Source organism: Hydrogenophaga sp. (assembly GCF_051860785.1).
Lineage (GTDB): Bacteria > Pseudomonadota > Gammaproteobacteria > Burkholderiales > Burkholderiaceae_C > Hydrogenophaga.
This window is the reverse complement of sequence record NZ_JBIMLB010000030.1, coordinates 1-17,775: the sequence shown is the minus strand read 5'-3', so window position 1 is coordinate 17,775 and position 17,775 is coordinate 1. Positions and strand designations below refer to the sequence as shown.

Genomic DNA, 17,775 nt, shown 5'->3' with positions numbered 1-17,775 from the left:
CGGCGCTGATGTCGCGACTTCGGCGGAGCTGCCCGGCGGCCTCGCTTCAGCCGGCCCGCAGGGCCGCCAGGCGAGGCCACAGTTCCATCAGTTCCACCACGAGCACGATGGCCCAGGCCAGGATTGCGACCCCGGTGGCGGCAGCCGCGACGTCCTTGATGATGCCGATCCTGTCGTTGTGGCGCGTTTCGACGAAGTCGCACAGCGCCTCGATCGCCGTGTTGAAGAGTTCCGCCGCCAGCACGACGCCAGTGGCCAACAGGATGACCGCGGCGTCCACCCAGGCGCGCAGCCACAGTGCCAGCCCCAACACCAGCACCGACAACACGACCTTGTAGAGCACGCTGAAGTCGTGCAGGGCGGCGTAGCGCAGGCCGGCGAGGACCACGGCAACCTTGCGCAGCGGGTGATAGCCGGGCTCGCCCGTGCCGAGGAACTTGTTTCTCATGGGGCTCTCCAGGCCGGGGCGCCGCGGTCCGCCCCGGCTTCAGTGGGCCGGTGTCCTGCGGCGCAGCAGCACCGCCACCAGCGTGATCACCGTCAGCGGCAGCACGAAGCCGGTCATTGCCAGCGTGTAGGTGCGCAACGCGTCGTGCTGCTGCGCGGCCAGGATTAGATAGCCCACGTAGCCGACGTAGTACAGCACGAAGACCGCGCCCTCCCAGCGCGCGATCTCCCGGCCGGTCAGGAACACCGGCACGCAGGCCAGCGCCACGGCCAGCATGACCCAGATGTCGAAGGCCTGCACCGAAGGTGGCACGATCAGTCCGGCGTCGCCCGCGGCCAGCCCCGCGACGCCCAGGCAGCCCAGGATGTTGAAGAGGTTGCTGCCGATGACGTTGCCGACCGCAATGTCGCGCTCGCCCTTGATCGCAGCGGTGATCGAGGCAGCTACTTCCGGCAGCGAGGTGCCGGCGGCCACGATGGTCAGCCCGATCACGAGGTCGCTGACGCCCAGCGCCTTGGCGAACGTCACCGCGGCCTCGACCAGCCATTGCGACCCCAGCACCAGAGCGGCGAGGCCCGCGACCACGAGCCCGATCTGCACGAGCGGCGAACGGTCCCAGGCGGCTGTCACTGCAGGCCCAAGCGCTTCGGTGTATTCATCCTGCGCGGCGCGGGTCTGGCGCCGCGACTGCACCACCAGGAAGACGGTGTAGCCGATGAGCAGCGCCAGCAGCAGCGCCGCATCCAGCAGTCCGATCCGCCCGTCGAGCGACAGCAGCAGCAGCAGCAGCGAGGCACCGATCATGATCGGCACCTCCTGGCGAATGAGCTGGAGGTTCACGACCAGCGGCACGATCAGCGCGCTGACACCGAGAATGAACAGGACGTTGAAAATGTTGCTGCCGACGACATTGCCGATCGCGATGTCGACCCGCCCATCCAGCACGGCCCCCACCGACACGGCCATCTCCGGGGCGCTGGTGCCGAAGGCCACGACCGTCAGCCCGACGACGAGTGGCGAGATGCCGAACGACAACGCCAGCTTCGACGCGCCGCGCACCAGAAGGCCGGCGCCGACGACCAGAGCGAGCAGGCCACCCGCGAACATCAAGAACTGCATTTCCACTCCTGTCGTTGTTCACCGCACGTTCGTTGCTTCTGACCATACCAAGCTATGGCAGGGCGGACAGCGGCGACGCTATGGTTTGAAAGGACTTTAACCGATCATGTGCGTCAGTCCTGCAGACGAGTCGGCCGGGCCTCGCCGTCGGCCGCCCTATCGCGCCCGCATGCAGGATGGCCAGGATCACCGGCCCGACAAAGAGCCCGATCAGCCCGAAGGCCGCGAGGCCACCTAGCCCCCATTCTCGCTCGAACGAGTTGTCCAGGCCCGGTGCGGCCGCGCGACGTGACGCCTGCCGCAGTTCGGCGGCCACCCGGTCCACCTTGTGCAGCAGGTGCTGCGCCGTGTCGTCCTGCGTGGTGTGGGTGTCCTCGCCGCCGACTTCCGACGGGCGTGCCGGCGGTGAGCGCCAGCGCCAGGCGCACCGCGACGCCGGTATCGCGCAGCCGTGCCGCGATCCATACGTTGCAGGTCACGAAGAGGTGGAAGCGCTCAACCGAGCCATAAAAGCGCCCCCGGCCGTACAGCGAGGGCTTCGGCAGCCCTTCGGCGTCGCGCGCGTGGCTGGCAGCTAAGGCAGCGGTGATGCGCCGCGCGCCATCGCGGCTGATGTGCAGGGTCGACATCGGCGTTGGTGAGTTGTTGCGCCGGCGTGCTGCACATCGTTGCACTGCGCGGCGCGCCGGGGCTGGGCCATAACGACGCGAGCAGGCCGGCACAAAGCCACGGATCACTGGCCTAGTGATAAGCCCGTCCCAGCAGGCCTCGAAGTGCTCGGCATCGGGGAAGTCGCGCCGAGCCGGCCATGCGTTGTCGATCACGGTGGCCGGTATCACGAGGCCGCTCTGGCAGCCGTGCGAGACCACGAGCACGGTGACGGTATCGGCTGTCGTTTCTATGGCTGTGGCGCCGGGCGCAACGCCAAACAAGCCGGCGGTTGCCAACGCGGGGATCACCGAACGCATGCGCGTCACGATTCGCTACCCGGCGCTTGGGCGGTATCGGGAGGCGTACGCATCTGCGTCAGTCGAAATCACATGGGCGAGTCTGGGTCGACGCGGCAGTGGCGCTGACATCTTCAGCTCGCTTGTTGACGAGTGTCAATCTGCGATCCGATGGGCCGTCTAGGATGGGAACTCCCCACAAGCTAACGCCCTCGCAACAGGGCAGGAGGTTCCCATGGCAATGAAGATGAAAGCGGCGGTGTTCGTCGAACCCGGCCGCATCGTGCTCGACGACAAGCCGATCCCCGACGTGGGGCCGCTGGACGCGCTGATGCGCGTGACCACGACCACGATCTGCGGCACCGACGTGCACATCCTCAAGGGGGAGTACCCGGTGGCGCGCGGCCTGACCGTGGGCCACGAGCCGGTGGGAGTGATCGAGAAACTCGGCTCGGCGGTCAAGGGCTACCGCGAGGGCCAGCGCGTGATCGCCGGCGCCATCACCCCCAGCGGCTGGAGCAATGCCTGCCTGTGCGGCAGCGGCTCGCAAGACGGCGCCGGCACCGCGCATGGCTGGAAGCCGCTGGGCGGCTGGCGCCTGGGCAACACCATCGACGGCTGCCAGGCCGAATACGTGCTGGTGCCTGACGCCATGGTCAACCTCGCGCCCGTGCCCGACGAACTCAGCGACGAGCAGGTGCTGATGTGCCCCGACATCATGTCCACCGGCTTCGGCGGCGCCGAACGCGGCGGCATCCGCATCGGAGACACGGTGGCGGTATTCGCGCAGGGGCCGATCGGGCTGTGCGCCACCGCCGGCGCCAAGCTGAGCGGCGCGACGATGGTGATCGGTGTCGACCGCCTGGCCTCGCGGCTGGAGATCGCGCGCCGCATGGGCGCCGACCACGTCATCGACAGCAGCCGCGTCGATCCGGTCGAAGAAATCCTGCGCCTGACTGGCGGGCGCGGTGTCGATGTCGCGATCGAGGCACTGGGCATCCAGGCCACCTTCGAGGCCTGCCTGCGCGTGTTGCGCCCGGGCGGCACGCTGTCCAGTCTGGGCGTCTATTCGGGTGACCTGACGATTCCGCTGGGCGCGTTTGCCGCCGGGCTGGGCGACCACCAGATCGTGACCACGCTGTGCCCCGGCGGCAAGGAACGCATGCGCCGCCTGATGGCGGTGATCCAGGCCGGCCGGGTGGACCTTGGCCCGATGGTGACGCACCGCTTCAAGCTCGACGACATCGAGCGCGCCTACGATTTGTTCGGGCACCAGCGTGACGGTGTGCTCAAGGTGGCCATCACGCCATGACCGCCTGCGCTGGAAATACGCCCGGGCACCGGCTGCCGATTGTCCTTGCTCGTCTGGTGCTTGCAGCGGCGGCGGCGCTGTTGTGTGTTGGGCTGGCCGGCTGTGCGTCGTTGCTGCCTCGGGGCTCGAGTGAACAGCCCTCGGGCTTTGACAGTTTCGAGGCGGCGCAGCACGCGCTCGAGCAGGTGCTGCCGTTTCGCACCACGGTCGCCGAACTCGCGGGGCTGGGCTTCGACCCGGAGGGCGGACGCAACGTCACGCGGGTACCGTACCCGGAGGTGGTGACGCGGCTCGCGCCGCATCCCGGCGTGCCGCTGGAGGCGCTGGACGAAGGTGTGCGCGCCTGCGTGGTCGCGCAGGCGCAATGCCGGGCCTATGTCTTCCACCTGGGCGGGCAGACGCAGCGCCGCGAGGGCTCGTTCTGGCTCGACTTCTTCAACTTCAAGCGCACCACGGCCGTGGCCGGCTGGCGTTTCGACGGACTGGTCGTGGTGCGCGGCGATCTGGTCGTGTTCCGCAACTTCGGCGGCGAGGCGCGCATCGACCGCACCGAGCGGCAGGTCAATCCGCTGGGTCCGCTGCAGCGCGCCGGCGACGCCGTCGGTGCGCGCATACTCAACTGAGCGTTCCCATCGACTCCACAATTCGAAAGCAAGCCATCATGCCCACCGAATCCCCCGATCGCGCCGTAGTCCCCCGTCGCAGCCCCTGGCCGCACGTCCTCGTCTGGCTGTCCATGTTGCTGCTGCTCCTGCTGTGGTCGCTGCTGGCCTGGGCGGCCCATGCCCTGGCAGGCTGGTCCGGGTGGTCGGCCTGGGCCACGGGGGGTGGCGCAGGTACCGCTGGCTGGCAGGTTTGGATCGGCGCCCTCGAACTGCCGGCCTGGCTGGCACCCTGGCTGCCCGCGCAGTCGCTGGAAGCGGTCAAGGCGATGCTCGCGGCGTCAGCGCCGATGATCGAGTGGGCGGTGGCCAGCGCACCTGCGCTGATGGCCTGGCTGCCGACGCTGGTGCTCGTCTTTTGGGGGGGCGGCGCGGTGCTGTTGGTGTTGGCCGGCGTCGCGCTCAGCGTGGCCGTCGGCGTGTGGCGCCGGCGCGTGCAGCCGGCGCTGGCGGGCACGCGCTGACCGAAGCGGCGAGCGCGTCGGAAGGCCGGCTTCGTGCCGCTGCGCCGCGCCGGTGCCCTACGCCGACGCGATCAACAGCACGACCATGGCGGCGCCGAGAAGGGCCAGCGCGAGGCCGCTGCCGCCAGCCAGCGCAGATTCGGCGCGGGCCAGCCATGGCCATGACGGCACGGTGGCGTGCGCCACGGGCTCGGCGCCGTGCTCGGCGTGCCCCGCCGCCGCCCCATGCCCGTCCTGCTTCGACCCGGCGAGGGCTCTGGCCAGCGCCAGCAGCGGCACCACCAGGTCCCCCGGCGGTACCGTGAACGGATCGGCGCCTGGGCTTCTGCGGCGCCATGCCGAGACCAGCAGCGCCAGGATGCCGCCCAGCACGATTGGCCAGCTCGCGGCCGCCCAGCCGCCGGCCGTGGCGGGCAGCAGTTCGCGCGTTTCTCCGATCACCAATCATCCGGCCGCGCTGGCGGCCACCAGCAGCGCCCAACCGGCCCACATGGCAAGGTTCGGCGGGTGCGCGGCGTGGTTTCCAGCGTCGCGCTTCAACAGCCAGACCGTGCGCAGCATCACCAGGGTCGTGCCGGCAGCGGCCAGGCTCAAGGCCATGCCGAGCCAGGCCCAGGTCTCGGGCAGCGCAGCCTTGAGCGCCGCCTTGGCCGCGTAGCCGCTGGTCAGCGGCGCGCCGGCCAGGGCCAGCGCCGGCAGCGCCAAGCCCAGCATCCACAGCGCACGTGCGCGCGCCGTCGCTGCGCCAACCAGGCTGACGCCCAGGAACAGCGCCGCCTTCGCAAAAGCGTGGTGAAACGCATACAGCGTGGCCGCGGCCACTGCCGCCGGGGCCGCAGCAGGCACGGCCAGCGCCACACCGACGGCCACCGTGACGAAGCCCATCTGGCTGATGCTCGAATAGGCCAGCGCCGCCTTGGCGTGTTGCTGCATCGCGCCCACCAGCGCCGCGGCGAACGCGGCCACCAGGCCGAGCACGACCAGCGCCTCGCCCCAGGCCGGCGCCGCCAGCGCGGCGCTGCCCGGCACGCCCAGTGGCAGCAGGCGCAGCCAGCCCAGCAGGCCGGCCTTGATCATCGCGCCCGACAGCACGGCGCTGGCCGGCGTCGGCGCCACCGGGTGCGCCAGCGGCAGCCACACGTGCAGCGGCAGCGCACCGACCTTGATCCCGAAGCCCACAAGCGTGAGGCCGATCACCGCATCGCGCCACGGCGACACCGCTAGCGCTGGGCCGATGTCTGCGAAGTTCAGGCTGCCCGCAGCTTGCCAGGCCAGCGCGATGGCGGCGAACAGCGCCAGTTCGCCCAGCACCACCAGCGCCAGGTAGACGCGGCCCGCATGCAGGGCCTCGGGCGTGCGCGAGTGCACCACCAGCCCGTAGGAAGCGAAGCTCATCAGGGCGAAGAAGACATAGAAGCTCGCCGCGTCCTGCGCCAGCACGAGGCCGAGGTTACCTGCCATCGCCGCGCACCAGAACAGCCAGAAGCTGTTGCGCCTTGGGTCGTCGTGCAGATAACCCAGTGCATGGACGCCGCCGGCCAGCCACAGCGCCGCGGTGAAGAGCAGGAAGATGCGCCCGGTGCCGTCCAGCCCGAAGCGCGCACCGAGGAACAGCCACGGCAGGTCGACGGCACCCGGCGCTGCGAACAGCGCCACGCCCAGGGCGGGCAGCGCCGCCAGCGGCAGCAGCAGGCGCAGGCGGTTCAGCCGGCGCAGCGCCGGCAGCAGGAGCAGCATGGCGGCCAGCGGCACGAGCGCCGGGGCCAGCCAGGTCAGCGCACCGCCGGCCGCAGCGATGAAGGCGTCAGACGCCATCGCGTCAGCCACCGCCGTACTCCCGGCGAATGATCAGATACGCCCAGTCGAGCGGGCTCCACGGCGTCGCCGCCAGCACGCCCACGCCCACCGAGAACAGCGCCGTCAGCAGCACCGGCACCAGCAGCATCGGCTTGGCGTCGCGGCCGCGACCGTCCTCGTGCGGCCAGGGGCCGTTCTGGGGGCGGAACCAGGCGCGGTGCAACACCGGCAGGAAGTACATCGCATTGAGCAGGCTCGAGACGGCGAGCACCGCGATCACCCACCATTGGCCCGCCTGCGCCGCGCCGGCGCCAAGGTAGAGCTTGCTGACGAAGCCGGCCACCGGCGGCACACCGATCATGCCGAGCGCGCCGACTGTGAAGGCGGCGGTGGTCAGCGGCATGCGCCGGCCGATGCCGTCCATCTCGCTGACGTGGTGCACGCCGAGCGTCTCGGCATAGTTGCCTGCGCTGAAGAACAGGGTGATCTTCATCAGCCCCTGGTGCACCAAGTGCACCAGCGCGCCTGTCGTCGCCACCGGCCCGAGCAGCGCCGTGCCGAGCACGATGTAGGAGACTTGGCTCACGGTGGAGTAGGCCAGGCGTTTCTTCAACTCGTCCTGCATCAGCGCGCGCAGCGATCCGTAGACGATCGTCACTGCGGCCACCATGGCCAGCGGCGTCAGCACACCGAGTGTCGCGGCGAATTCGATGCCGAACATCTCGTAGACCACGCGCACGATGGCGAAGGCCCCCGCCTTGACCACCGCCACCGCGTGCAGCAGGGCCGACACCGGCGCCGGCGCGACCATTGCCTGCGGCAACCAGCCGTGCAGCGGCACCAGCGCGGCCTTGACGCCGAAGCCGGTCACCAGGGCGGCAAAGAGCAGCACCAGGGCCGTGGCATGGTCGGCGCCGAAAGGTTTCAGGTAACCCCCGCCGACGAAGTCCTGCGGCCCGGTCAGCACCTGGCTGGCGGCTACCGCCAGCAGCAGCAGCGCGCCGGCCGGCACGGTGTAGAAGAGGTAGGTGCGCCCGGCCGCCAGCGCAGCCGGCGTGCCGCGGTGGATGACCAGCGGATAGGTCACCAGCGTGAGGATCTCGTAGAACACGAACAGCGTGAACAGGTTGCCTGCTAACGCGATGCCCGCGGTGGCCGAGACGCACAGGCTGAAGAAGCCGAAGAAGCGGCTGCGGTGCGGCGAATCTTCGAGGTAGCCGATCGCATAGACCGTGGTCAGCAGCCACAGCAGGGCCGATAGGGTCATGAACAGCAGGCTCAGTTCGTCGGCGCGCAGCACCAGGTCCAGCCCGGGCAACACCGTCATGCGCGCTTCGTACTCGTGGAAGCGGCCGATGTTCCAGAGCATCATGCCGACCAGGCCCAGCTTGGCGAAGGCGCCTGCCAGGTTCAGCGTGGCGCGCAGCCCGCGCCGGTCTTCGGGCAGCAGGAAGATGACCAGCCCGGGCAGCAGCGAACTCGCCACCACCGCCAGCGGCACCCAGGCCTGCGCGCTCACGGCAGGGCCCCGACCGCGAGCAGGCGGCGCAGTGGTTCGCCTGCGGCAACCAGGGCCACGGCCACCAGAGCCAGGGCCAGGGCCGCCAGTTGCGGGGCCGCCGGCACCTCTGCCGAGGCCTTGTCGGCGGGGGCATCGGCGAAGGCCCGAGACAGGGCGTGGAACAGGAACGCGGCCGACAGCAGGCTGCCGGCCAGCACCACCGCCACGGCCCACCAGGCGCCGGCGCGCACCGCGGCTTCGACCAGCGCGAACTTGCCGACGAAGCCGCCCGTGGGCGGCAGACCGACCAAGCTGAGCGCGGCCAGTGCGAAGGCGGTGGCGGTGATCGGCAGCCGCGAGCCGAAGCCTGCCATCGCGTCGATGCGGTCATGCCCGTAGGCGGCCAGCAGCGAGCCGGCGCACATGAACATTGAGGCCTTGGCCGCCGCATGGCTGGCCGCGAGCAGCACGGCGGCATGCATCGCCCCACCTGCCGAGCCCCCCGCCACCGCCAACGGCAGCGCGATCATCAAGTAGCCCAGTTGAGCCACGGTGGAGTAGGCGATCATGGCCTTGAGGCGCGCCTGGCGCAGCGCCTGCACGCCGCCCCAAAGCACGGCGAGCGCGCCCAGCGCACCCAGCAACGCGGGCACCACGCCAGCGCCCGGCAGGGGACCGAACAGGTCCAGCCACAGCCGCGCGAGCAGGTAGAAGCCGGCCTTGACGACCAGGGCCGACAACGCTGCCGACACCGGCGCCGGCGCCGAGCCGTGCGCCGGCGGCAGCCAGAAGTGAAGCGGGAAGATCGCGGTCTTGACGAGTAACCCGGCGGTCATCAGCGCCGCGGCCAGCCACACCGACAGGCCGGGCTGCAGGCTCTGGCGCAGCTGCAGCAGGTCCATCGTCTGGTGCGCCGCGTACAACAGCTCGACGCCGAGAATGTAGAGCATGGAGCCCAGCAGCGCGAACAGCAGGTAGCGCAGTGCGGCGGCGGCCGCACCCGCGCCGGCCAGCGCCACCAGTGCCACCGCGGCCAGCCCGAGCAGTTCCAGCGTGACGTAGAGGTTGAACAGGTCGCCCGACAGGTACAGCGCGTTGAGCGCGCCCCAGGCCAGCAGCCACACCGGCCAGAACAGCCACTGGGTCGAGGCCGGCGCTGGCGGCGCGACTTCGCCGGCCGGCCCGGGCGGGCCGGCGGCGAGGGCGTTTGGGTCGTGGTGGGCGTGGTGGCCAGCGGCACCGAAGTAGCGCCACGCGTAGACCGAGATGCCCGCGCCGATCACCGCGGTTATCAGCAGCATCGCTGCGGCCAGACCGTCGGCACGCAACTCGATCCCCAGCGGCACTGCCCAGCCGCCGACCGCGACCCGCTGCATGCCACCCGTCATCACCTCCGCCGCCAGTGCGAACGCTGCCGCGACACCGAGCGCGCTCGTCAGCAGGCTGGCGGCCGCGGCGCCACGCCGGCCGGCCAGCAGCGCCGCCACCGCACCGGCCAACGGCACCACGAGCACTGTCACGAGCGCTGCGCTGCCGGTCATGGCGAAGCGTCGTCGCGGTCTTCGGGCAGGCGCGGGCTGCCCTCGTGCACATGCATGCGCCGCAGCAGCGCCAGCGCCAGCGCGGTGGCGCTGACGGCGACGACGATGCCGGTCAGCACCATCGCGTGAGGCACCGGGTCGGGGCGGGCGGCGCTGTCGGTCGTGCGCGAGGCCAGCGCGACCAGCATCATGAACACGCCCGAGCCCAGCACGTTCAGGCCTAGCAGGCGGCGCAGCACATGCCGCGCCGCCAGCGCCGCATACAGCCCCATGGCCACCAGCGCGATGCCGGCCAGGCCGTACAGCAGCGCCAGGCTCACGGTACCGCCCCCGTGTCCTGAGCGCCTGTCGTGGGGCTCGCGGCCAGCGAGTCACTCACCGTGCGTTCGCGGCCGACGAACAGCGCCACCATGATCAGCGCAATCGACAGCATGGCGGCCGCCTCGATCGCCAGGATGATGGCGCCGGCGTGCGCGGGCGGGAAGGTCAGGAAGCCGCCGCCGAGCAGGGCCGTTGTCACGCCGGCCGCCAGAAAAACCGCGAAGCCGAGCACGACGATCGCCCGCACCACGAGGCTCGGACCGAGCGAGAGCGGCCGCGCCAGGTGCCACAGCACGCCGCCGGCGGCCAGCAGCGCCGCGCCCTGGAAGGCGCCACCCGGTGCGTGCGCACCGACCCACAACAGGTAGCCGGCCACGATCACCGCCAGCGGCAGCAGCACGCGCAGCAGCAGCCCGAGCATCGGGTCCGCCACAGGGCGGGGCAGCGCCGGCTCGGCATCGAGGATCCATACGCCCAGCACCGCCAGCATCAACACGCCGATCTCGAGCAGCGTGTCGTAGCCGCGGTAGTTGAGCAGGGTGGCCGTCACCGGATTGCTGACGCCGCTGGCCTGCAACTGCTGCAGCGCCGGCTCGGCCAGGCCCGGCCAGCGCTCGGGCAGGGCCAGCGCCGAGGCGACCAGGAGCGCGGCCAAGCCGAGTGCCGCCAGCGCGATGCCGGTGCGCGCCGGCGTCAGGCCGAGCGGCCGCGGCTCGTCAGCGGCGCCCGAGCGGCCCAGGCGCGCCAGCGTGTCGAGCAGCAGCGCGCCCGCCAAGCCGGCGCCGATCGCGGCCTCGGCCAGCGCGACATCGGGCGCGCCCAGCCGCACCCAGGCCAGCGACAGCAGCAGCCCGAAGACAATGAACTGCACGACGGCCTTGAACAGGTCGGCGCTGGCCAGCGCACGCCAGCCCAACCAGAGCAGCAGTAGCACGAGCACGGCGTCGAAGACCTGCACCTCAGCGGCCATCGTCGCCTCCTGCGGCCGGCTCGCCTGGGGGCGCCGGCCGTGTCGGCTGCATTGGCGAGCCGTCGTCCGCGCGCACCACCGAGGCTGTGGCCGAGCGTGCGACCAGGTAGCAGGCCACCGAACTGGCGAACAACACCAGCAGCCAGACCAGCAGCAGCTTGAGCACTTCCTGCACGTTGGCCGCCTGCAGCATCAGGCCGGCCACGACGAGACCCAGGCCGAGGTTATCGGCTTTGGTCAGCGCATGCAGCCGCGACAGCAGGTCGGGCAGCCGCAGCACGCCAACGCTGCCGGCCATGAAAAACAGTGCGCCGGCGCCGATCAGCGTCAGCGACAGTCCTTCACGCCAGGGGATGCCGGTCATGCTTGCGGCCCCTGTACCGGCCCGTTGACCGGGGTCGGGCCGGTGTCTGGTGGCGACGCCGGTATCGCCTCGGGTGGCGACACGCCAATGCGCCGCACGAACACCGCACTGGCCACGCTGGCCAGCAGCGCCAACACCAGGGCCACGTCGAGCAGGGCGGGGGCGTCCGTCGCGCGCGCCAGCAGCAGCAGCACGGCCACGACGCCGGTGCCCAGCAACTGCGCGGCCAGCATGCGGTCGCCGTTGGACGGGCCACGTTCCACGCGCAGGAGGCCGAGCGCGATCGTCGCCAGCACCAGCGCGGCCAAGATCCACAGTGCGGCGGCCATCCGCTCAGCCCTGACCGGGCGCTCCGGGCGCCACAGCGGGCAGTGCGAGCGAGAACAGGCCGGCGACGGCATCTTCGAGCGCTGCCAGTTCGGCGGCCACCGGCGCGCCGGTGTCGAGGGCGTGAATCAGCAGATCCCGCCCACCGACGTTTGCCACCAGCGTGCCCGGCAGCAGGCTCACGCAGAGCGCGAATAGCGAGCGTGCCGGTCCGTCCTCGGGCAGCCGCCCTAGGTACTGCACCAGGCCCGGTGCGACGCGCGGGTGCGACGCGCTGACGCGCCGCGCCACGTCCACACCACCGCGCAGTGACTCGCGCAGGAAGAAGGCCGCGAAGCGCAGCGCACCCGACAGGCTCAGGCCCCATGGCCCTCGCGGGGCCAGGGGCGTAAGCAATGCCGCTGCCACGATCGTCGGAACACCGACGATCCAGGACGACGCCGTGCCGCCCGCCACGACCCACCAGAGCAGCGCCAGAGCAGCGAGGCGCCCGATCCATTGGCTAGGCCGCGCCGATGCGGCCGTCGCCGGATCGGCGCTGAGGTTAGAGGATGCGTGCATGTGTTGTTCTTGCGTCCCGTGGCTGGGTTCGGGTTCGCGCCCGGGCGGGATCAATCAGCCCGCTCCCCGCGTCACAGGTACGACGGGCCGACACGTTGACACCAACGGCGAAGTACCTTCGGTTCCGCAAGTTCAACTAAGAATAGCACGGCACCATGTCGACTCCGCGCCGCAAGGGTCGGGAGCGACCGACTGGGGCCAAGCGAGCCTGGCCGCAGAATGCCTCCAGCATGGAACCCTTGTCGGACGCAATGGAGATCGCGCGCGCTGCATTGCCAGGTTGGTCGGACGAGCCCCTACCGCGTGACGCCCGCGTCCGCCGCAGCGCGCTGCGCGACGGTGTTCGTGCTGACCATCGCACGCGCTGGCTTCACCCAAGACCCCGCCGGTGCCGCGCGCGGCTACTGCCACACGTTCCTGGAGGTCGGGATGATCGGCGAGCGCCTGTACCTGAAGGCTGGCGCGCTCGGGCTGGGCGTGTGTGCAGTGGGCACCTTCTACGACGACGAGGCGGCCGCGCTGGTCGGCATCGACCCTACGCCAGAATGGCCGGTGCACTTCGTTACCCTGGACTGGTCGGTGTGAAATCGACCACCCCTCCCCGCTGCGCGGGCACTCCCCCGTGGGGAGGCTCAGGCCGACGCTTGGGAGCGGCCCGGCGCTGGCCTGAGCACGCGCCAGATGTCCTTGAAGACCGCTTGTTCGACCTTGGCACGTTCCGCGCCTGGGCAGGTGACGCGCACGACGAGAACCAACTGCCTCGGATCGGAGAAGTCCCAGGAGACCCTGTTCCGGCCCGAAGGGTAGGCGATGAAACTCTCGGCAGAGATCTTGCGGAAGTGGGCCAAGGCTTCGTCGCGCCAGGCGCTGGTGGCCTGATCGGCTGCCGCCAGGGCAGCCTCTTCGATCCGGTCCAGGTCGGACCCGCTGCCTCTGGGAATGGGCATGCGGATGAGGTGCAGGGCGTACTCGCCGGTGGGTGAGTTGTTCTTGAGGGGAATGGTCAGCAGCAGCCCGTTCGGAAACTCGGCCGTCTTGCCCGTGACCTGCCCGGCGTGGTCCAGCTCGACCAGGGTGGTGGCAAACATGTCGATGTCGACGACCCGTCCGTGCAGCTGGTTGAACTCGATGAGATCGCCGACCTTGAAGGGTTGAACCAGGGTGACGTACAAGTAGCCCAGCACGCACATCACCAGGTCCTTGCTGACGATCAGCAGCGCACCGGCGACGGCCGCCACCGACAAAGCGAAGCCGGCGATCGTCGACGCCCAGACCGAGACGATGATCAGCAGCACCAGGAACCAGATGACGTTGCGTGCCCACACCAGGTGCATGCGCCGCTTCTCGGCGGAGATTTCGCCGCGCGCTAGATAGCGGGCCCAGAGGTGAGACAGCGCCAGCCCGAGGCCGATCAGGATGGCGGTGGCAATGACCTTTTCCCATTGACCGGGAATTGCAGCGAACAGTTTTTCGAGGGTCGGGCTGGACATCGTGTAGCGTCGGCAGTTATCGAGGAGGCGGGCCAGGGGGCGTAATCAGCGCCCTGTCGATCCATGTGCTTCAGCCCCGAACCATGCACGGGACGAGTCTGCCGCAAGTCAAGCGGACTTCACGATCAGAGTCGCGCAAACATTGTGCCAGCTTCGGGCTGCACGAGTCCTGGGGACGTCAGTCGGCAACGAGCAAGTTGATCAGCGTGCTACGTTTGAGAATCGCCGTGACCGCAGCGCGTGCGCCGCACAGACCGGTGAAGACTCTGAGAAGCACGCCTTCGCGCTTCTCGATGCTCAGGTGCCGGGCGTGCAAAGCCACCCCGGCGAGAGTCGCGGCCATGGCGAAGAGGAGGGTGCTTGTGTCCATGGACGAGGCCCGCGATCGGGATGGGCGCTGCGCAATGCGGGAAGTGCCACTCAGCCGGCCGATTGCACCTGGTCAGGCTGCGAGCCCGAGCCGCCGCCGCGACGGTGCCACACCGCGATGAGAAGGTGGGCGAGGCACCCAGCGCCACGAGCAAGACGCGCCCGATGCCCCAGACCACCCAGGTCCCGCCGTCAAACCGTTGGCCAGCGCGGGCGCCGCCTGAAGCAGGCTGTCGACGAGGGGCCCGATGCCCGACAACTGCGAGGTAGGCCCCGAGGTACTTGCGTGCGCGGTAGGTATACATGGCCATGTCCAGGCACATGCGCTCGTCGGCGACTTCAACTTCACTCGTCCAGGCCGAGGCGGCGCACGACCAGTTTCTCCACCTCGAGCACCAGGAGCACCAGGGCACCGACGGCGATGATCTGCGCGCCCACCTGGAGCGACAGCGCGCTGGTGTTGAACAGGGTCTGCATGAACGGTGCGTAGGTGAACACGAGTTGTAGCAGGAAGACGCCGAATACGGCGGCCAGCACTCGTGGCGTGCCCTGCACGCCGGTCCAGGTGAACGACGGCGACTTCAGGTAGCGCACGCTGAACAGGTAAAACACCTCCATCGCCACCAGGGTGTTGACGGCCACGGTGCGGGCTTCCTCGATGGCCGCGCCGCGCGCCAGCGCCAGCTCGAACATGCCGAAGATGCCCAGCATGAACAGCGTCGAGACGAACACGATGCGCCAGATCACGAAGCCCGACAGCATGGGCTCGTCGGGCCGGCGCGGCGGCCGCGTCATCACGTCGGCCTCGGTCGGTTCGAAGGCCAGCACCATGGCCAGGCCGATCGAGCTGACCATGTTCACCCACAGGATCTGCGCTGGCAGGATTGGCAGGGCGATGCCCAGCAGCACGGCCAGCAGCAGTGTCAGCGACTCGCCGCCGTTGACGGGCAGCAGGAAGGTCACCGTCTTGCGCAGGTTGGTGTAGACGGTGCGGCCTTCTTCGACCGCATGCGCGATGGAGGCGAAGTTGTCGTCGGCCAGCACGATGGAGCCTGCCTGCTTGGCGGCCTCGGTGCCCTTCATGCCCATCGCCACGCCGACATCGGCTTGCTTCAGCGCCGGAGCGTCGTTGACGCCGTCGCCAGTCATGGCCACCACCTGGCCCTCGGCCTGCAGGGCACGCACCAGGCGCAGCTTGTGCTCGGGGCTGGCACGGGCGAAGACGGTCGTCTCGATCGCCAAGCGGCGCAGCGCCAGGTCGTCGCATGCCTCGACCTCGGCGCCGGTGGCGGCTTTCACGTCGCCGCCGCCCAGGCCGATCTGGCGCGCGATCGCGCTGGCCGTCACGGCGTGGTCGCCGGTGATCATCTTCACCTCGATGCCGGCGGCGCGGCACTGCGCCACGGCGCGGATCGCCTCGTCGCGCGGCGGATCGATGATGCCCACCAGGCCGAGCAGGGTCAGCCCCTGTTGCACGTCGCCAAGCACCAGGCGTGCGTGGCCCGACGGCAGAACGCGCCGCGCCAGCGCCAGCACGCGCCGGCCCGCAGCGGCTTGCTCATCGACCCGGGTGTGCCAGGCGGCGGCGTCGAAGGCTTGTTCGCGGCCCTGGTCATCGAACTGCGCCGCGCACATGGTGAACACCCGTTCGGGGGCCCCCTTGACGAACACCACGTTGCCTGTACCCGGGGTTGTACCTGGGGCATGCAGCGTGGCCATGTAGCGGTGCTCCGACTCGAACGGGATCACGTCCAGCCGCGGCTGCTGCGCCGCCAGCGCGGCGAGGTCGAAGCCGGCCTTGCGCGCCAGCGTCAGCAGCGCGCCTTCGGTGGGGTCGCCGGTCACGCTCCACTGCCCGGCACCGCCAGCGGCGCCGGCCTGCTCGCGCAAGCTTGCGTCGTTGCACAGCGCGCCGGCCTGCGCCAGGTCGCGCACCGCAGGCGGCCAGTCGACGCACGGGCCGTCGGCCGTCTCCAGCCCGCCGTGCGGGGCATAGCCTGCGCCCTGCACGGTGAAGCAGCCCTCGGCCAGCACTACCTGCTGCACCGTCATCTCATTGCGGGTGAGGGTGCCGGTCTTGTCCGAGCAGATCACGGTCACCGAGCCCAGCGTCTCGACGGCCGGCAGGCGGCGGATCACCGCATGGCGCCTGGCCATTCGCTGCACGCCGATGGCCAGCGTGATCGTCATGATTGCGGGCAGTCCCTCGGGTATGGCGGCCACCGCCAGACCCACCGCAGCCATGAACATGTCGATGGCGGCGTAGTCGCGCACCAGCGTGCCAAAGCCGAACAACAGCGCCGCCGTCGCCATGATCACCAAGCTCAGCACGCGGCCGAAATCGCTCATCTTGCGCAGCAGCGGGGTGGTGACGGCCTGCACCTCCTCCAGCAGGCGCCCGATACGGCCGATCTCGGTGCGCGCACCGGTGGCCACCACCACGGCGCGGGCCTGGCCCTGGGTGACCATGGTCGCGGCGTAGGCCATGCCCAGGCGATCGCCGATGGGCGCCGCCTCGTCCACCGCAGCGATGTCCTTGTCCACGGGCACCGACTCGCCCGTCAGCGCTGCCTCGTCGATGCGCAGGTTGCGCGCCTGCAGCAGCCGCAGGTCGGCCGGCACGCGGTCGCCCGAGGCGAGCAGAACGATGTCCCCGGGCACCAGGTCGGTGGCGTCGATGTCGTGCTGCGCGCCGTCGCGCAGCACCAGTGCGCGCGGCGAGAGCATGCGGCGGATGGCTTGCAGCGCGCGTTCGGCCTTGCCTTCCTGCACGAAGCCGATCACGGCGTTGAGCACCACCACTGCGACTATGACCCCGGTGTCGACCCAATGCCCCAGCAAGGCGGTAATGCTGGCTGCGCCCAGCAGCAGGTAGATCAGCAGGTTGTGGAACTGCAGTGCCAGGCGCCACATGGGGTGGGTCGGTTTCACCTCGGCCAGGCGGTTGGGCCCGTGCTCGGCCCGGCGGCGCGCCACGGCGGCTGCCGCCAGCCCGGCCGTCGCATCGGTTTGCAGGCGCTCCAGCACCTGCATGGCGTCCAGGGCATGCCAAGCAGCGTCGGGTTTCGGGGCAGGCGGGGTCATGTGGGCAATCCGGAATTCATCGGCAGCGTCATCGCTACATTGGACTGTACCCGCCCATGCGCACCTTGATAGCCGGCAATTCATGCTGATCGCCCACACGTTCGGCGCGCACATCGGCCTGTTCCAACTGGGCAGGTGGTTGTGGACCAATGGGCTGCGGTTGCCCGCAGGCCTGCCTTTGCGGGAGATGCTGGCGCACTCCTGCGGTGGAGCCGCTCCATCTTGGTACTGACCTAAGGCTACGCTGAACAAGTAGCCGAATTGAGTGGGCTTCTGCGCAAGAGGTCGCTGACGTTGGGAAGCAGCGCGATTTGACCGCGTTCGCCGGCCCTACTGGCCGTGCTTTCGCACTTGGAGTGCGCAGCGGGCGTACTCATGCCGCGAGGCGCTTTCGCGCCAGGTAGATATTGGCCAGACCCAGCACCACGAACGAACGCGTGGCGTTCTTGGCAAGGCCTCGGTAGCGCACCTTGGCAAAGCCCCAGAGCCGCTTGACCA

General features: G+C 70.0%; 19 protein-coding genes and 1 pseudogene. 4 read left to right on the top strand and 16 right to left on the bottom strand.

The window, feature by feature from the left end:
• Positions 1-46: 46 nt before the first annotated feature.
• The 3 genes from ACTIF6_RS25055 to ACTIF6_RS25045 all read right to left on the bottom strand — a co-directional run bounded on the left by ACTIF6_RS25055 (position 47) and on the right by ACTIF6_RS25045 (position 2,535).
• Positions 47-448 carry a diacylglycerol kinase gene (locus ACTIF6_RS25055; protein WP_439590461.1) on the bottom strand — a complete coding sequence of 134 codons (402 nt, stop codon included), beginning with the start codon at positions 446-448 and terminating at the stop codon, positions 47-49.
• A 39-nt stretch (positions 449-487) separates the two neighbouring features.
• Positions 488-1,567: a calcium/sodium antiporter gene (locus ACTIF6_RS25050; protein ID WP_439590460.1), complete on the bottom strand. Its 1,080-nt coding sequence runs from the start codon at positions 1,565-1,567 to the stop codon at positions 488-490.
• A gap of 113 nt (positions 1,568-1,680) precedes the next feature.
• Positions 1,681-2,535, bottom strand: a complete 855-nt coding sequence (locus tag ACTIF6_RS25045) for a DUF2459 domain-containing protein (RefSeq protein ID WP_439590459.1) — start codon at positions 2,533-2,535, stop codon at positions 1,681-1,683.
• A gap of 214 nt (positions 2,536-2,749) precedes the next feature.
• Here ACTIF6_RS25045 and ACTIF6_RS25040 point away from each other — a divergent pair, with 214 nt between their 5' ends.
• From ACTIF6_RS25040 to ACTIF6_RS25030, 3 genes are read left to right on the top strand one after another with little or no spacing between them, the layout of a single operon-like run.
• Entirely contained in the window at positions 2,750-3,826 is a 1,077-nt protein-coding gene (locus ACTIF6_RS25040; RefSeq protein ID WP_439590458.1) for an NAD(P)-dependent alcohol dehydrogenase, read from the top strand.
• Positions 3,823-4,449 (top strand): hypothetical protein, encoded by a 627-nt coding sequence (locus ACTIF6_RS25035; protein WP_439590457.1) that lies wholly within the window; start codon positions 3,823-3,825, stop codon positions 4,447-4,449. The genes ACTIF6_RS25040 and ACTIF6_RS25035 overlap by 4 nt, the downstream gene beginning before the upstream one ends.
• 38 nt (positions 4,450-4,487) lie before the next feature.
• A complete protein-coding gene (locus ACTIF6_RS25030) occupies positions 4,488-4,952 on the top strand; it encodes a hypothetical protein (RefSeq protein WP_439590456.1) in 465 nt (154 codons plus the stop codon).
• A 57-nt stretch (positions 4,953-5,009) separates the two neighbouring features.
• Here ACTIF6_RS25030 and ACTIF6_RS25025 read toward each other — a convergent pair whose 3' ends face one another.
• The 9 genes from ACTIF6_RS25025 to ACTIF6_RS24985 are packed head-to-tail and all read right to left on the bottom strand — an operon-like array spanning position 5,010 to position 12,334.
• Positions 5,010-5,393, bottom strand: a complete 384-nt coding sequence (locus ACTIF6_RS25025; RefSeq protein ID WP_439590455.1) for a hypothetical protein — start codon at positions 5,391-5,393, stop codon at positions 5,010-5,012.
• Between the two features lie 3 nt (positions 5,394-5,396).
• Positions 5,397-6,767, bottom strand: coding sequence for a proton-conducting transporter transmembrane domain-containing protein (locus ACTIF6_RS25020; protein ID WP_439590454.1), 1,371 nt, complete (start codon positions 6,765-6,767; stop codon positions 5,397-5,399).
• Positions 6,768-6,771: 4 nt separating this feature from the next.
• Positions 6,772-8,268, bottom strand: coding sequence for a proton-conducting transporter transmembrane domain-containing protein (locus ACTIF6_RS25015; protein WP_439590453.1), 1,497 nt, complete (start codon positions 8,266-8,268; stop codon positions 6,772-6,774).
• Entirely contained in the window at positions 8,265-9,770 is a 1,506-nt protein-coding gene (locus ACTIF6_RS25010) for a complex I subunit 5 family protein (protein ID WP_439590452.1), read from the bottom strand. Before ACTIF6_RS25010 ends, ACTIF6_RS25015 begins: the two co-directional genes overlap by 4 nt.
• 17 nt (positions 9,771-9,787) lie before the next feature.
• The gene (locus ACTIF6_RS25005) at positions 9,788-10,111 is read right to left on the bottom strand and encodes an NADH-quinone oxidoreductase subunit K (RefSeq protein ID WP_204735624.1); all 324 of its coding nucleotides are present in this window, start codon (positions 10,109-10,111) and stop codon (positions 9,788-9,790) included.
• Positions 10,108-11,082 carry a hydrogenase subunit MbhD domain-containing protein gene (locus ACTIF6_RS25000; protein WP_439590451.1) on the bottom strand — a complete coding sequence of 325 codons (975 nt, stop codon included), beginning with the start codon at positions 11,080-11,082 and terminating at the stop codon, positions 10,108-10,110. Before ACTIF6_RS25000 ends, ACTIF6_RS25005 begins: the two co-directional genes overlap by 4 nt.
• Complete coding sequence (locus ACTIF6_RS24995) at positions 11,072-11,446, bottom strand: cation:proton antiporter (protein WP_204735626.1); 375 nt, start codon at positions 11,444-11,446, stop codon at positions 11,072-11,074. Before ACTIF6_RS24995 ends, ACTIF6_RS25000 begins: the two co-directional genes overlap by 11 nt.
• On the bottom strand, positions 11,443-11,775 hold the full coding sequence (locus ACTIF6_RS24990) for a monovalent cation/H+ antiporter complex subunit F (protein WP_204735627.1): 333 nt from the start codon (positions 11,773-11,775) through the stop codon (positions 11,443-11,445). The genes ACTIF6_RS24995 and ACTIF6_RS24990 overlap by 4 nt, the downstream gene beginning before the upstream one ends.
• Before the next feature lie 4 nt (positions 11,776-11,779).
• On the bottom strand, positions 11,780-12,334 hold the full coding sequence (locus tag ACTIF6_RS24985) for a Na+/H+ antiporter subunit E (RefSeq protein ID WP_439590450.1): 555 nt from the start codon (positions 12,332-12,334) through the stop codon (positions 11,780-11,782).
• Between the two features lie 303 nt (positions 12,335-12,637).
• On the opposite strand from ACTIF6_RS24985, the gene ACTIF6_RS24980 reads away from it, so the two are divergent.
• A complete protein-coding gene (locus ACTIF6_RS24980; RefSeq protein ID WP_439590449.1) occupies positions 12,638-12,919 on the top strand; it encodes a nitroreductase family protein in 282 nt (93 codons plus the stop codon).
• Positions 12,920-12,966: 47 nt separating this feature from the next.
• Here the strand turns inward: ACTIF6_RS24980 and ACTIF6_RS24975 are convergent, their stop codons facing one another.
• The 4 genes and pseudogenes from ACTIF6_RS24975 to ACTIF6_RS24960 form a co-directional block, all read right to left on the bottom strand.
• Entirely contained in the window at positions 12,967-13,824 is an 858-nt protein-coding gene (locus ACTIF6_RS24975) for a mechanosensitive ion channel family protein (protein ID WP_322275978.1), read from the bottom strand.
• Between the two features lie 178 nt (positions 13,825-14,002).
• Entirely contained in the window at positions 14,003-14,194 is a 192-nt protein-coding gene (locus ACTIF6_RS24970; protein WP_439590448.1) for a hypothetical protein, read from the bottom strand.
• 344 nt (positions 14,195-14,538) lie between these two features.
• Positions 14,539-17,277, bottom strand: coding sequence for a cation-transporting P-type ATPase (locus ACTIF6_RS24965; protein WP_439590447.1), 2,739 nt, complete (start codon positions 17,275-17,277; stop codon positions 14,539-14,541).
• 373 nt (positions 17,278-17,650) lie between these two features.
• Positions 17,651-17,775, bottom strand: a pseudogene (locus ACTIF6_RS24960) (IS5/IS1182 family transposase); the annotation flags it as partial.

What these genes read in the sequence shown, in the direction of transcription:
- ACTIF6_RS25055 (WP_439590461.1), bottom strand. Translation starts at nt 448, where the DNA reads ATGAGAAACAAGTTCCTCGGCACGGGCGAGCCCGGCTATCACCCGCTG.
- ACTIF6_RS25050 (WP_439590460.1), bottom strand. Translation starts at nt 1,567, where the DNA reads ATGCAGTTCTTGATGTTCGCGGGTGGCCTGCTCGCTCTGGTCGTCGGC.
- ACTIF6_RS25045 (WP_439590459.1), bottom strand. Translation starts at nt 2,535, where the DNA reads ATGCGTTCGGTGATCCCCGCGTTGGCAACCGCCGGCTTGTTTGGCGTT.
- ACTIF6_RS25040 (WP_439590458.1), top strand. Translation starts at nt 2,750, where the DNA reads ATGGCAATGAAGATGAAAGCGGCGGTGTTCGTCGAACCCGGCCGCATC.
- ACTIF6_RS25035 (WP_439590457.1), top strand. Translation starts at nt 3,823, where the DNA reads ATGACCGCCTGCGCTGGAAATACGCCCGGGCACCGGCTGCCGATTGTC.
- ACTIF6_RS25030 (WP_439590456.1), top strand. Translation starts at nt 4,488, where the DNA reads ATGCCCACCGAATCCCCCGATCGCGCCGTAGTCCCCCGTCGCAGCCCC.
- ACTIF6_RS25020 (WP_439590454.1), bottom strand. Translation starts at nt 6,767, where the DNA reads ATGGCGTCTGACGCCTTCATCGCTGCGGCCGGCGGTGCGCTGACCTGG.
- ACTIF6_RS25000 (WP_439590451.1), bottom strand. Translation starts at nt 11,082, where the DNA reads ATGGCCGCTGAGGTGCAGGTCTTCGACGCCGTGCTCGTGCTACTGCTG.
- ACTIF6_RS24995 (WP_204735626.1), bottom strand. Translation starts at nt 11,446, where the DNA reads ATGACCGGCATCCCCTGGCGTGAAGGACTGTCGCTGACGCTGATCGGC.
- ACTIF6_RS24990 (WP_204735627.1), bottom strand. Translation starts at nt 11,775, where the DNA reads ATGGCCGCCGCACTGTGGATCTTGGCCGCGCTGGTGCTGGCGACGATC.
- ACTIF6_RS24985 (WP_439590450.1), bottom strand. Translation starts at nt 12,334, where the DNA reads ATGCACGCATCCTCTAACCTCAGCGCCGATCCGGCGACGGCCGCATCG.
- ACTIF6_RS24975 (WP_322275978.1), bottom strand. Translation starts at nt 13,824, where the DNA reads ATGTCCAGCCCGACCCTCGAAAAACTGTTCGCTGCAATTCCCGGTCAA.
- ACTIF6_RS24970 (WP_439590448.1), bottom strand. Translation starts at nt 14,194, where the DNA reads ATGGACACAAGCACCCTCCTCTTCGCCATGGCCGCGACTCTCGCCGGG.
- ACTIF6_RS24965 (WP_439590447.1), bottom strand. Translation starts at nt 17,277, where the DNA reads ATGACCCCGCCTGCCCCGAAACCCGACGCTGCTTGGCATGCCCTGGAC.